11 protein-coding genes are annotated in these 15060 nt (G+C 37.8%); 9 read left to right on the top strand and 2 right to left on the bottom strand.

The genetic code is table 11. The features are described from left to right. Position 1 precedes the first annotated feature (1 nt). From KFT32_RS22055 to KFT32_RS22020, 8 genes are all read left to right on the top strand, one after another. Positions 2 to 1744, top strand: coding sequence for an LPD1 domain-containing protein (locus tag KFT32_RS22055; protein WP_249436058.1), 1743 nt, complete (start codon positions 2 to 4; stop codon positions 1742 to 1744). 26 nt (positions 1745 to 1770) lie between these two features. Further along, positions 1771 to 1944, top strand: coding sequence for an aspartyl-phosphate phosphatase Spo0E family protein (locus KFT32_RS22050; protein WP_205055024.1), 174 nt, complete (start codon positions 1771 to 1773; stop codon positions 1942 to 1944). 239 nt (positions 1945 to 2183) lie between these two features. Further along, positions 2184 to 3476 (top strand): DNRLRE domain-containing protein, encoded by a 1293-nt coding sequence (locus KFT32_RS22045; protein WP_211749625.1) that lies wholly within the window; start codon positions 2184 to 2186, stop codon positions 3474 to 3476. Further along, positions 3388 to 7353 (top strand): polymorphic toxin-type HINT domain-containing protein, encoded by a 3966-nt coding sequence (locus KFT32_RS22040; protein WP_211749624.1) that lies wholly within the window; start codon positions 3388 to 3390, stop codon positions 7351 to 7353. Before KFT32_RS22045 ends, KFT32_RS22040 begins: the two co-directional genes overlap by 89 nt. Positions 7354 to 7382: 29 nt before the next feature. Then, complete coding sequence (locus KFT32_RS22035; RefSeq protein WP_205055026.1) at positions 7383 to 7787, top strand: DUF4279 domain-containing protein; 405 nt, start codon at positions 7383 to 7385, stop codon at positions 7785 to 7787. Between the two features lie 159 nt (positions 7788 to 7946). Beyond that, positions 7947 to 8318: a YhjD family protein gene (locus KFT32_RS22030; protein ID WP_205055027.1), complete on the top strand. Its 372-nt coding sequence runs from the start codon at positions 7947 to 7949 to the stop codon at positions 8316 to 8318. After that, on the top strand, positions 8315 to 9586 hold the full coding sequence (locus tag KFT32_RS22025; RefSeq protein WP_205055028.1) for a DNA polymerase IV: 1272 nt from the start codon (positions 8315 to 8317) through the stop codon (positions 9584 to 9586). The genes KFT32_RS22030 and KFT32_RS22025 overlap by 4 nt, the downstream gene beginning before the upstream one ends. Then, positions 9583 to 9924 carry a YolD-like family protein gene (locus KFT32_RS22020; protein WP_090727313.1) on the top strand — a complete coding sequence of 114 codons (342 nt, stop codon included), beginning with the start codon at positions 9583 to 9585 and terminating at the stop codon, positions 9922 to 9924. Before KFT32_RS22025 ends, KFT32_RS22020 begins: the two co-directional genes overlap by 4 nt. A gap of 462 nt (positions 9925 to 10386) precedes the next feature. Here KFT32_RS22020 and KFT32_RS22015 read toward each other — a convergent pair whose 3' ends face one another. Next, positions 10387 to 11373, bottom strand: a complete 987-nt coding sequence (locus KFT32_RS22015) for a DnaA N-terminal domain-containing protein (RefSeq protein ID WP_205055029.1) — start codon at positions 11371 to 11373, stop codon at positions 10387 to 10389. Positions 11374 to 12567: 1194 nt separating this feature from the next. Between KFT32_RS22015 and KFT32_RS22010 the strand changes: the two genes are divergently transcribed. Continuing rightward, positions 12568 to 13803 carry a replication initiation protein gene (locus KFT32_RS22010; RefSeq protein ID WP_205055072.1) on the top strand — a complete coding sequence of 412 codons (1236 nt, stop codon included), beginning with the start codon at positions 12568 to 12570 and terminating at the stop codon, positions 13801 to 13803. Here the strand turns inward: KFT32_RS22010 and KFT32_RS22005 are convergent. Next, entirely contained in the window at positions 13794 to 14900 is a 1107-nt protein-coding gene (locus KFT32_RS22005) for a replication initiation protein (RefSeq protein ID WP_205055030.1), read from the bottom strand. The two genes, KFT32_RS22010 and KFT32_RS22005, sit on opposite strands and share 10 nt — an antisense overlap. Between the last annotated feature and the right edge of the window lie 160 nt (positions 14901 to 15060).

The raw sequence follows: 15060 nt of genomic DNA, 5'->3' as shown, positions 1-15060 counted from the left end.
TATGTCCCAACAATCAGTTATGTCACTGTTTGATTACTTTATGTTTGAGCAGGATTATCAGGTGGTTGACCAACACGAGATTTTCTTTAATCCACCGGCAGCGGTAGTTGCGTCTAGTAGTTCCGGCAATAGCAAACAATTTGCTTACGACTGTGGTGAGGAATTACGGGGTGCACGAAAGCATCTTGCATCTGGCCTGGTAAAGTTCTCATCGGAGTGGCAGACAGCTATGGAAGTCGATCCTAGCCAGGCATATGATTTAGTCTGTAAAGATGGGTTAATCGGCTCACTGAATGCTGAGAATTTACAAGAAGAGGGTTATACTTCTGAGGCTGCTCTAGTTGTGAAACTAATCTGGGACCGTGTAAGTCAACGACCAGCCGATGATTCAGTTCAAAGAAGATATTTCATACAAGCTGTGAATGAACTGAGATCCTTATTTAGAGACGCGAAAACAGTGGATTCTGTTAAATCTGCAGTCTCAGAGCTGCGGATTAATGTTCGTAATGCCCATTACTCGCAATCCGAGTACCAGGTGAAAAAGAATCCGGAACTGTTGTCCTACTCGCATTGGCTGTCACTAGGAGATCGATTCAAATCTCTTTTTGTTACCAAGTCACGGGCAGTGGCAGGATACCGCAAGATATATAAGAGAGCTTTTGAATCAGAGGAAGGACAGGATTGGAATTGGGCAAAGAAACGAAGGAATCAAAGTAACCGACGACAGTCAAATAAAGCCTACTGGGAGCGTAAAGTACCTGATGAGGTAATCCGCTTATCAGAGAAAGCATCCGGAGTTACGAAGCCTGAGGACTTTATTACTCAATACGGTTTTCGTGGAATTCAGTTCGGTAATTGGGTGGATGATGCTGCAGGAAGATACCACGTACTTTGTTCTGGGAATGCTTGGGCAGATCTAGCTTCTATTTTGAAGCTTCCTCCAAAAGCGATCTCATTCTATGGTGCTCTTGGGCTTGCCTTTGGAGCAAGAGGGAGTGGTAAAGCAGCAGCACATTTTGAGGTTTCTACCAACGTAATGAATTTGACCAAGCATCGCGGAGGAGGATCCCAGTGCCATGAATGGGCTCATGCGCTTGATCAAAATCTGTATTCATACTCCCATCAATTCTCGAACGGTAAGCGTGCCTTATTGTCCGGTTCTGAGGCAGGACCTCATCTTCCTGCAGAGTTAAAAGAAGCCTTCGCTGATCTAATGAAGGTGATTAAAGAAGGTAATGGCAAGCGACTAGTGAAAGTTCCTGATCCGCTCCCGCTTCCCCAGAGTCGTTATTACGACAGAATTAAAGGGGCATTGGCGTTAAATAATTACGATATAAGTACTGCATTACAGTCCTTGATTGGCCGATATCGTATAAAGAATAATCAATGGATGGATATTGCCATTTTATATTGTAATCTGCTAAAGGAAGCAGGGAAGGAAGTACCAAAGAGCTTCTACATTCCCTCTGATGAAAGCCTATTTTATTCCGATGCTAAAAACATGGGGGCATACTGGCGTCGTGACCATGAGCTCTTTGCAAGAGCATTTGAATCATGGATTGAAGATGAATTGTCAGCGGCTGGTATGACTAACTCGTATTTAGTATATGGAACACAGTTTGGTAGTCCTTACCCGTATGGTGAGGAGAGGCAATTCATTAATGCTTCTTTCCGCAAATGGTGGGAAATCATGCTGCAGCTAGAACTCTTCACAAATGAACGTTTCTGGCAGAATGCGAATTGATAACTCACAAAATGGGGGGATCCGGAATGGCTAAAACCTTGAAAGAGTTACTGAGGGATATAGAGAGGAAACGCGAGTGTTTAAATAGAGCTGAGAAGCGACTAGGGATTAAGTCAAAATATGTTCTTAAAAAATCCCAGGAGCTTGATGCTTTACTGAATGAATATGCAGCTAGAACCATAGCTTGTATGGAGAAATAAATCACACTGGTATTTAATATGTAAACATGAATTTATTAGTAATATTCACTTAATAAAAACAGTTAAATCCTTGAATTCGAAGGTTTTAACTGTTTTTATTTGGAAAATTCTATTAATTGTAAACTCCATATTTTTCATATATTATTCTAATATATTACCTGAATTTTCATCTAAAGTTATTCCTTTCTTTGGTCAAATTTAACTTAGATGTGATTCAAAAAACACCGAGGAGCTGACACATGAAAAAGAATTTCAAAAGTATGATATCGCTTACAATTGCCAGCGCATTGTTAACGACCACAATCTTGAGTCCCGATGTCATCGCATTATCCAATGAAAACAAAAGTACTGATACTGGAGGGTCTTTAATCGCACCAGACGAACCAAAAAGAATTGAGGTTGCTACAGAGAGAGATGAATACTCGAAAACATACTTAAACAGTGATGGATCGTATACAACAGATATTTCACCGATTCCTATTCATTACTACGATGAGACCATAAAGAAATGGATGCCTATTAAGAATGAGCTTAAAAAAGAAGCGAACAAGATTGTTTCAGATGAACACCCATTAAGTGTTGACTTACAGAGCACTTTCTCCGCGACCAATCAACTACTACAGATCTCCGAAGATGAGTACGAAATCAACTTAAGCCCAGTCGAAGAAGAGTTATCTGCTACCGCCGAGGAAACACCTGCAGAGGTAGATCAAAATGAAGTGGTGTATCCGGAAATATTTGAAAACGCAGATCTAAAGTACACCCTTGGCAATGACCGTATTAAAGAAGAAATCATTTTGAAAGAGCGTCCAGCAAACTTAGATAATCCAGTAATCTACAGTTTCTCACTAGATCTCGGTAATCTGACCTATAAAGAGCAAGAGAACGGTTCCATTCTGCTGGTAGATAAAGAGTCAGGGGAAACTCAATATTATATTGAAGCTCCTATGATGTTTGATTCATTCCGGCCTGATGGATATAAAGAAGTATCGGGAGTAAACAGCATTCCAGAGGAAGCAATATCCTATGATATTCATTATGATGTCCGCTCCGAAAATAATCAGCTTTACTTGGATCTTGTTCCAAATCAAGAATGGTTGCTTGATCAGGAGCGTGAATATCCTGTAACTCTGGACCCAACAATCGTAAAGTTCCAGCCTCAATATGCTGTAACTGATACGAACATTAGAAGCGAGTTCCCTAAACAAACCGCTCCAACGGAAACTACCCTTGGTGTAGGTCTTTATAAAAGTTCAACTCAAAACAATGTCATTCGATCCTTGTTGAAATTTAATGTAAGTTCTATACCTCAGGGCGTGGATATCATAACCGCAGATTTAAACTTATGGTTAGCTGCTGTGTCCAATGATACTAATATGAATGTTTCATTACATGCCATAAATACTCCTTGGACGGAGTACTCTGCATCTTGGATGTATGCCGATGCAGGCAAGCTTTGGTCGACACAAGGAGGAGATTTTAACGCTTCTCAAGTTACTACCGTTCCTGTGGGGGGCGTTAACACCGCTTGACGTCAATTACAAATGGTCGTTAACACCTTACATGGTTGAGAAATGGATCAATCAGCCTGACTCCAATATCGGTTTTCTATTAAAGAGTACGTCAGAAACAACGAATACGTATAAAAAATTCATATCTGGTGATGACACGGTTAACACAGAATATACTCCACTTTTAAGTGTTACCTATACTTCGGCTAGTCGACTGGGTTTAGAAGACTACTGGACCTTCGATAGCGTAGCTTTAAATTCCGGAGTAAATTATACAAATTTAGGGACAGGAAATAATATTCTTGAATACAACGACTTTTCTCTAACTGGAAGAGGAGATGTTAAGCTCGAATTTACAAGGACGTATAATTCCAAATCGAAAGAAGCATCTCCATTTGGATATGGATGGTCAAACAGCGGGTCAGAGACCCTGATTGATGCTCATAAAACAGGTAGGGTCTTTTATACAGAAGCCGATGGCACTACACATTATTTTGAGTACGATTCTAGCAAAGGAACATATAGTTCACCGCCTGGGAAGTATTTGAATCTTAGTCAACAAAGAAATGATCAAGGTGCTGTCACGGGATATGTTATAACAGATAAATATGGCTATCGAACCTACTTTGAGGCACTAGAGAGTGATTCGGAAGTAAGTATCATAAAAGCTCGAATCAGTTATGAAGAAGATTTAAATGATAACCGATTAACTTATAATTATGATGATCAAGGAAGATTAAGAAGTATTGTTGATCCTTCAGGAAGGATTTTGGAATTTACTTATAATGCTCAGGGTATGGTGGATTCTGCTATTGTCGAAGGAGAAATTACAAAATATTCATACGATTCAAACAAGCGTTTGGAGAACGTGGATTATTATGAAACTATCGATACATTTGAAAGAACCAATTTCCAGTACAATGACAAAGGACTAATTTGGAAAGTTACTGATCCAAATGGCGGAATTTCAGAATTCACCTATGTTGGTGAGGATGTAATTGAAACGGTTAAGGAACCTTACAAGGATTCAACAAGTGTAACAACCTATGCTATTGATACAAAAAATCACAAAGCAATTGTTACAGATTCTAAAGGGAATATAGAAAATTATTTTCTTAATGCAGAGTATGCAGTGAAATCAATAACTGATGCTAAAGGACAAACAACTTCTACTACGTATGATGAGAATCTTAATCCTCTTTTGAAAACGGATGCCAAAGGGAATGTACATGAACTGCAGTATGATGAGAAAGGCAATGTCCTAAAAGAAATTGATGGAGCAGGAAATGTAAAATCCTATACCTACAATAATCTTGGACGTGTTCTCACAGAGACCGATGAGAGAGGAAACAGAATAACTAACATCTATTACCCCAATGGAAGAGATTTAAAATCGGTAACTGATGCTAAGAATCAAGTTACTTCTTATAACTATGACGATTATGGAAATTTAATTGAATCTATACTACCTGATGGTACCAAAGAAACTTATGAATATGATGCAGCAAATAATTACATTGAAAAATCTATCGATCCAAAGGGAAATACGACAGTTGAAATAACAGATTCAGTAGGAAACATCATAAACAAAACTGATGGCGAAGGAAATGCCACACAATTTAAATACAATAAACTCAACCAATTGACGAAAGTAATAGAGCCTGACGGAAGCACCACTTCCTACGATTATGATGATCTAGGGAATATAAACAAAGCAACGTATCCCAATGGAGAAACAAGGGACTATAAATACAACAAATCTGGAAACTTAGAGAATACAACTGATTCACTTGGTAACCAATATCAATATGATTACGATACAAACGGAAACCTTACTAAAATAATTACACCAAACAGAGATACAATCGTTCACGAGTATAATGAATTGAATTTACTTGTTCATACAAGAGTGAATAACGAACTCCTCTTCTCCTACCATTATGATGTAAATCTTAATCTCGAGACTGTGAATGGAAATAAGGTCTACAACTATGATCAAAATAATGCAATCTCAAATATTAAGGATAGAGGTTCTGATATTCAAATTGGATATTACGAGAATGGCCTTCTTAAATCACTGGAGTATTCAAACGGAGCTGCTGAAACAAAAATTGAATACGGTTTAGACAATGTTGATCAGTTAACCGAGTTGAAAGTTAATGGACAAGTAATTGCTACTTATGAATATAACAAAGCTGGTTATGAGGTAGCGGGAACAAGAGGTAACAAGACTACAGCAAAAATCGATTATGATTTGTCAAAAAATGTTACTTTGCATCGTAATTTAAAGTCAGATGACTCCATCATCAGTGAGTACCAATACAGCTATGATAAAAACAACCGAATTGTAGGAATTAATTCTCCTAGAGGGGAGATTGTTTATACTTATGATAATAAGGACCAGCTTATTCAGGAAGAGCTTGCAGATGGGACATTTATCAAGTATGACTACGATAAAGTTGGTAATCGTACTTTAAAAGAAATTCATAAAGGAACAGAAATTGAAAGTATAGTATCTTTGTTTAACAGCGCAAACCAATTAAATACTGTGAATAATAAGAAATATAATTATGATAGTAATGGTAATCTTATTGAGAATGAAGAATATCAATATGTTTATAATAAGTTAGACCAACTTATTGAAGTAAAAAGTAAGGAAAGCAATACCACCATCTTTAAGGCTAGTTACAATGAAGATGGTAAACGAATTCGTACAGAGAACAGTCAAGGTGTCCGCAATTATTATTATAATGGTGACGATCTTGTTCAATACGAGACAGACGATCAAGGAAATGTCATTATTGAATATTTCTATGATTCAAATAAAAAGTTAGTTGGGTTTAATTTTGATGAGGCAAGATACTATTACCATTCAGATGGGCAAGGAAATATTGTAAATATTACGGATTCAAATGAGAACATTGTTGCTAGCTACGAATACGATGCTTGGGGGAATGTACTTAGTTCAGAAGGAGATTTAGCGAATATTAATCCTTACCGTTACAAAGAGTATCGATATGATTCAGAACTAAAATTATATTATTTAAATGCTAGATATTATGACGCAAATACAGCTACATTTCTTGCAAAAGATCCTATGCCAGGCTCAGCTTTTGAACCAACTACACAAAATGGATACAACTACGTAGGTAATAACCCGGTCAAATTTGTTGATCCTTCCGGAGAACTTAGGTGGATATTTAAATTAGGCCAGTGGATATATAAAGCAATTAAATCATCTGGCAAAAAAACTCCCAAAGCTGTTAAGGGGTGTAACTGTTTTGTAGCAGGTACCAAGGTTCTTACAGAAAACGGAGAGAAGAATATTGAAGACATTGAAGTCGGTGATAAGGTCCTCGCTAAAGACGAATACAATGCAGAAGGAGATTTGGCCTACAAGGAAGTAACAGGTCTATACCAAAACCAGCGTGACGATATCATTAAATTGCACGTTGGAAAACAAATCATAGAAACAACAGACAACCATCCATTTTGGGTTGAAGACAAAGGCTGGATTTTTGCAGATGAACTTCAAGTAGGAGACAAACTACAAAAAGCAGATGGAAGCAACCTTGTAATAGATAAAGTAGAATTTTTGAAACTTGGAAAACCAGTTACCGTATACAACTTTACGGTTGCTGATTACCATACGTATTATGTAACGGATCTTGGAATCTGGGTCCATAACACTAAATGTGGGCTTGATATTAAAAAATTGGATGATAAATATTTAAAAAAACAAAAAATTGATGCACATGACCTGAAGCGGGAATTTTTAGGTAGAAAAGCTAAGATAGCAGAATATGATCTCTATTCAAATAAGAAAACTGGTGAAATAATGATCTTTAGAAAAGGAGGAAAAGGAGAAGGTATACGAACAGGACACTATATCGACTAACTATTTATATATGGAGCTGAAGTGTTAAAATGAACGATATAACAACTGTTATGGCTGAGTTCGCAATTATAGGTGAAAATTTTACTAAGCAGAATATAACTAACCAACTGCAAATTGAACCAACAGAATTTTACTCCAAAGGTGACAAAATAAAAAACAGAGACCTTTATAGAAAAGAAACTGCATGGAGTCTAGCTACGGAATATGAGGAGTCCTTGGATATCAATTTACAATTAAATAAGCTAATATCTATTCTGAATGACAAAAAGGAAGAATTACTCAAGTTAAAAAGGACTTATAACTTGTTTTATAAATTTTTTATTGTTATTAAAATTGAAGAAAACGAGACTCCAGCAATATATCTAGATACGACCACAATTTCTTTCGCCAATGATTTAGGAATTGAATTTGACTTTGACCTTTATATCTTTTAAATCCGATAATTTGTCAAAAGCTACCCTTAAATGGGTAGCTTTTTTCAATTCAAGTTTATTTTTATATGTTAGAAGGGAACCCCCTATATTTTACATTGATAAAAGAACTAATGTTCGCATATAATACAAACAAACGTTCTTAATGTGGGGTGGATAGTAATGTTGAGTATTGGGCTGAATTCAGACGATATCAAAATTGTTAAGGATTATGCTTTATTGCCGATACTACTCGATGTACTGGAGAAGGACTGGGAGCTCCTTTGTCGGTCCGATATCAAAACCTTGGAATTGACTCGAGTGATGATTGAACGGTTACAAAATGCGGCAATGAGTGATTTGACCTCAGCTCGAAAGCTAATGCGAGAAAAGAATTTAAAGGTGTATGAGTATCGTAAGACCAATCATGGCGTTGAATTGCAGTATGTAAGCAAGGGATACCATAGAAAGTTGTCTATGCTTTGGGGGCTGATTGAAGCAGAAATTGAGCAACGTTCATACAACTACCTTGGGTTTGAGAGAGAGCAATTATGAAGACGAAAGAGCGAGTCATTATGTTAGCTGACTGTCAGTCGTTCTATGCCAGTGTTGAAAAGGCAGAGCATCCGGAGTACAAAAATCGGCCGCTCGTTGTAGCCGGTGATCCTGAAAGACGTTCAGGAATCGTATTGGCTGCTTGTCCCATTGCCAAATCTAAAGGAATAACTACTGCTGAAAGACTAGGGGAGGCACTGGCTAAGTGTCCGGACCTTGTGGTCGTTAAACCACGCATGCAGCAATATATTGATGTCTCAATGAAAATCACCGAAATCTACAAGTCTTATACTGATTTGGTGGAGCCGTACAGTATCGATGAACAGTTCTTAGATGTCAGCGGGAGCCTGCACCTATTTGATTGCACACCTGAAGAATTGGCCCGTTTAATACAAAATCATGTCCAAGAAGCAACAGGAGTGTACACCCGATTTGGAATATCCAATACTAAAATACTTGCAAAGACCGCGTGTGATAATTATGCGAAAAAGAATGCTGCAGGAGTCTACACTTTAACCAAAGAGATGCTACCAGAGACGTTATGGAAGCGACCTGTCAGCGACATGTTTATGGTAGGGAGCCGAATGAAACGGCATCTTACAGTAATGGGACTTACTACGATCGGAAGTGTCGCTCAAACGCCATTATCCAGGCTTAAGGATATGATGCGTCGTAAGTTCGGAAAAAATTCTGACATTCAGGCAGAGATGTACTGGAGAATAGCCAACGGGATCGATGATAGTCCAGTGCGCCCTGGCACTCACCAAGATGCACCTAAATCAGTCGGCCATATGATGACCCTGCCCAGAGACTACGGAACCATTGATGAAATTAAGGTTGTTCTGCTGGAGTTGACGGAGCTAGTCTGCCAACGCTGCCGTACACTTGGGTTAATGGGGAACGTAGTGTCAGTAGGATGCTTAGGCGCTGATTTTGACCGGCCTACAGGCTTTTCTAGGCAACTTAAAATGGAAGACCCGACGAATATAACCAATCAAGTTTACCAATGGGCCTGCAAGCTGTTAGATCAATTTTGGGATGGCTTCCCGATTCGTAGGGTGGGTATCAGTTTGTCTCAGCTTTCACCTGATAATGAATACCAAGTATCCATGTTTGACTCCGGTCGTGAGAAATCTATGGCTCTTGAACGAGTTACTGATGCTCTAAAGCAGAAGTACGGGGATACAGTTGTCATGCGCGCTGTTTCCAAAACGGCAGCGGGCCAAGCGGTCGACCGATCTGATAAAATAGGAGGTCACTTCAAATGACAACTCGAAAAAAACTCGAAGGTAACGGATTATGGGAGTCAAGTCGAATGATGCTCCCGGAGCATAAAGAGGTAATAATACGGCAGCAGGTTGAAGAAAACAAAAAAACAAAACCAATTCTAGATTCCCAAGAGGTAGAGCTCATCCAACTCGCACTTGCAGAGTCTCTTCATCAACATCGGCGTATAAATTTGCAATTATATGATGAATATAAAGACATACATCTGAGCGGGTTCGTTGTTTTGATAAATGCTTACAAAAGGGAATTTAAATTTGTCACTAATCGAGATGAATGGCATTGGGTAAGTGTTCAGGACATCGTTTCAGTTAGCTCATAATCTAATGAGAATTTTTTTAAAGATTGCTAAATAACTAACTAGCAATCTTTTTTATTTTTTATGCATATCTTTTTCATCCACTCAATAATGTTGTAGGAGTATAATATCGTTTTTCTTACTTGTAGTGCTTCTTTCGTTTTTTTAATTGTATTTATTTGTTCTCAAAATATGAGATAGGGTCTCTCAACATCTGATCCAAACTCTCTCAAATCTTCAGAGAGGGCCTCTCAGTTATTGACTAGCGAATAGGCCTTTCAAAATTTGAAAGGCAGCTTCTCGAAAATTGAGAGGCGAGATTTATTAGTTAAACCGCCTCTCAAAAATTGAGAGACGACGCTTTTCAAATTTTTATACCCCGCTACTCAAATTTTGAGAGGCGGCTTCTAAAAATTTGATAGTCGGCATTTCAGATTTTGAGAAGCGGACAATTACATAAAAAAACAGACCATGAGGTCTGTTTTACTAATCTAACTGTACACAATCAAAGTGTATCTCGCTGATATCGCAGGCAAAAGGCAAGACAATTTGTAAAATCGTATCTTTATACCGTTCTCTTAGCCAATCCCTTGTAAAGGGGACTGGAGAGTATACTGTAAGCACTTGTCCTCGCTTAATAGCAAAAGTATTTTTAAACCAAGTATCGAAAGAAGGACGGGAAAGAGTTGTACTTATTCCACTTAATACTTGATCCCATAACTTTGTGTCTTCATCGGTACGCTCTTGTTCGAGTAAGCTTATCTTGTTGAGTGCTTCCTTTTCCAATTGCAGCACTGATTTTTCTTTACGTACTACAGTGCCATGTTTAACAACATCATCATAAATCTCTAAGTAGTCAACGGCTGGGTTCAGGTTGAGAAATTGATCAAAATTCGCAACAATCCCCTGCATGTACTTATCGTGATCAAGTTTTAATTCAGTCGGAAGCTGCTCATAGAGCTCCTGGGGCAGGAAAGGGACCTGCTTACGAACCTTATAGAGGGGACTTTCCTCCATATTATTCATGTCTGCATTCTGAACATTGAAGACAAGTACGAAACCATATCGCTCAAGAGTGCCTAAAAACTTTTTAATCGTATTCCGACTCTTGTTCATTTTCAAGCTAATTAGTTTGAGATCTGGCCAGCAGTAATCTTTATCCCCATAGCAGTAGCGTTTCAAATGAGCGTATAGAGCCACACCCTCAGCACCGAGAAAATGACTCCAATAGTCAAAGATATAATTGCTCAGAATAGTAACGTGACCATCTACATAGGGAATAGGCTGCCCGTGCTTGTCTAAGCTGAACTTACGCACATTATCTTCTGTAATATAGATTTTCTCTAATTCTTTTTCGGTGTAGATTTGTTCAACACCGTCGACTTTTCTCACTTTAGGTGTCTCTGTACCCGTTGGCCTATACCGATAATACATTAACTTATGTTGTGTACCTTTTAGATTCTTGTTGATCATAAGAATACTCCTCTAACGCCCTATGAACAAAGCAGGTGACCTTCACAGAGTTTTGAGACTATGCTAAAATAGCCATAATCTAATTAATGTGAATGAAGTCCTTACTTCCTCACATTTACTGTCTTATGCTTGGCGGCCGCGGACAGCAAATGTTGACTAGAATGAGGGCTTTATTTTTTATGTAACAGTTATTGAATTCATTCTAATATATATATTAATATATTACCTTCAAAGTTCTACATATTTCCACTCCTTATTTTGTGACAGAAAAAGAAATTAAGAAGAATTGAAAAAAGCTATGTCGCATACTGTTTGTTTATTAATATTGTTTTGTTATTTAAAATGATTAACAAATTGATTGCTTGTTTACAGGTCTATGAATCTATTGAATTGACGGGCTTTCTAGCACTTTGCTGTCACAAGATAAGGAGTTAACAGTCACAACTTGGGGAGTATAGATGTCACAGTTAGAGGAGTAAAGTATCACATTTGTAGGAGTGAGCCGTCACAATAAAAGGAGTAGAGGTGTCACAATTAGAGGAGTAGATATAGTAAAACTTCACCCAATTCGTTACCGATTATATATATACGAATGATTTCTTCTCTGATCTTGGTCTAGGTTGTTTCAAAGAGATACTGATATAAAATTTACTCCTTTTATTGTGACAGTAAGGGTTGATTACTCCTAATTTTGTGACACTTGTGATTGGATACTCCCTACACTGTGACAGCTAGGAAATGATAATTATGAAAACAACTCCTTTATTTGTGACAGACAAAGGCCGATTCCTGCAAATTTGATGGCATACGTAAAGAAAGTCACCAGGTAATGTGTTTTACTCCTAAGTTTGTGACAGAAAGTAAATACTACTCCTTAAAATGTGATAGTTTGCTTTATTTACTCCTTTATTTGTGACAGCTAAGCGTATATGATTCAAAAAACTCCTCGTTATGTGACAGAAAACTAGAAAGAGACTCCTCATTATGTGATAATTACGTTCTAGAAAGCATAAAAGCACTCTATTATAAGAAAGAAAATTCAACTCTTTAGCAATGTTCGGTTAAAAAACTCCTCTTTTTGTGACAGAAGTTCAGTTACTGAAGGAAGTTATTTACTTTTATCTGTCACATATAAAGGAGTGGAAAATCAGTAACCGGTTATTTATAGTAATTTTAAAGGGAGGGTTAAGAGAAATGAAAGCAGAGCAGTTAGAATTCGACCTAGAACCAACATCTATTTCACCCGAGTACATCGTTACGAAATCAAATGCATTGATCGAAATGCCTCTTAACCTGGACCTGCAGGAATCACGAGTAATCTATACACTTATATCCTTGATTCAACCAGACGATGAGGATTTTAAAACTCATTTTGTTAAAGTGAAAGAATTTGCTGATATTCTAGATCTGCAGGAAAAGAACTTCTATAAGAAAATAAGAGAAGTTGTAACTGGGCTGCAGCGAAAAACACTCGTTATCCGTGAAAATAATGGGGAATCAGAGCTAGTGGTAAACTGGCTTTCCGCGTCTCGTTATCACCATCGGAAAGGTGTAGTTGAATTAGAGTTCTCGCCTCAGTTGAAGCCTTACCTACTGAAGCTTAAGAAGGACTTTACCCGATATAAATTAGCTAACGTTCTGGTCCTTAGAAGTAAATACTCGATTCGGATGTATGAACTGCTGAAACGTTATCTCAATTTTGGAAAGAGAAGGTTCACACTTGAGCAGCTTCGTAACTTACTCGAGATTGAACCAGGCAAATTAACGCATTATGGACACCTAAAGCAGCGGGTACTTTTAAAAACACAAGAGGAGCTGGCTGAGAAGACCGATATTTCTTTTGATTTTGAGGAGACAAAAGTCGGACATAAGGTAGTCGCAATTACTTGTTACATAAAACAAAATCACCGTAAAAAGTTGCTGCAAAAGGATCCTGATTTATTTGAAGAAGGTGTCACAGCGATATCTTTATTGACTCGCTTCGGTGTAAGAAAGTCTGTTGCTGAAGACTTACTTAAAACATTTGGCGAAAAGAGAGTCAAAGCCAATATTCAGTATGTTTATGAGACTAAACAAGAGGCGAGCATTGACAATATAAGCGGTTATATGGTTAAAGCAATCCGGGAGGATTTTGTGAATAACGGAGCAGGATATGAGGAGGAAGATCTTTATGATTTTGAGACATCGATTCCTCATTTGAATGCCCGCTTGCGCCGGCTGATTGAAAATCATCAGGAAAAGATGGATCAGGCGAAAAAGTCTGAAGAGAAAAAAATGCGTAGTGACATGACTCAAGCGGTTGTTGATGAAATTCACAGAACACTTGAAATACGCAGGAGCCGAAATCTTCGGCCACTTGATCCGGAGGATTTTGAGCAGAAGTATGTACGAGAGCTGTATGAATACTTATTGGAGCACCCCTATGTATGATTGGGGTGCTTTTTCTTTCGATTATTGCTTACAAAACCATGGATATCATTGATAATCTTGTCCTTAGCCTTGAGCCAAAGCTGAAGAGTGTTCCTTTCGTATCCATTGTCTTCGCAGTACTGTCTAAATTCCTTTTCTATCACAAATTGAGGAGTCACACTGGTAATATTCCTGAAGGGATCCAGGAAGCCACGAATCAGCAGGTATTCTTCAGGTCTCAGTCCGTTTATTACTTGTCCAAAGTTTTCAGTCTCAATAAGTTTTGATAAATACGGCACCGGCTGCCGGATTGATCCAATTCGAGTTTGAACATAATCAAGTGCAACAATAAAAGCATATTCTCCTTTTTGCAGCCACTTGGAATAGAGGTCCGGAGTAAGCTTGGCATCAATGAACTTTGTGAAAAGCTTGGCTTGATCCAAAAAGTAGTCCTGGTTGATATCCAGGTGAGCATGCGAGATGGAACGGGATAGTTGGATTTGCAAACTATTTATTCGATTTCCTGATTTTTGCTCGATGAAATTTATCGACAAGCCAAGGAGAGATTTAATTTCTTCAGAAGCTGGCACCAGTATCCTTGCTTTAAAGTTAGCATAGCGTGGGTATTGATCATGTACATCTAACATCTCTCTTAATTCTTCGATAGTAACAATATCACCGTTCCACACGCTGTCACGAACAAGAGTATACAATTTGATAGTAAAAGTACTTTTGGCTTTCAGCAGTAAGTTTATTTCATCGGTATTAAACATTTTGGCGAGTCTAAGAAACAGAATTTCTATGGCAGCATGCATCTTGAAGCTAATTACTTGGGATCTGCTAGGAATCTCGATATTTTCAATCAACCTTTTCTCGAATTCTAGAGACCGCTCTTGCACTAAGATTTCGGTTTCGGCCAGTTGGATAAAAGTCGATTTTAACTCTGTATATTTAATATTTTTATGGTTCATTCTCTCAGATAAATCGGAAAGTCTGATGACATATTGATGCAATGGAGAAATGTTCCAACGAATCAAGTCTGTAAGCCAAAGTAGAATCTTGATTTCAGTGAGGGTAAGTTTCTTTAATCGATTATTTGAGAACTTTTCAAAAAACATATACATATTCACCACCTCACTGGCTATTATATCTAAACCTCAAACATTTTGATACTCGACCAGTAACTACATATTTGCGTCTTCCTGCCATAAATCTATGTAATATCCAGAAACTAATAAATGGTATATTTTATGTATTGATAAATGTTATGTATATGTA

This window comes from Paenibacillus sp. Marseille-Q4541 (genome assembly GCF_018310695.1).
GTDB lineage: Bacteria > Bacillota > Bacilli > Paenibacillales > Paenibacillaceae > Paenibacillus.
Note: the sequence above shows the minus strand (reverse complement) of the source record. Positions and strands in the feature narration are given on the sequence as shown.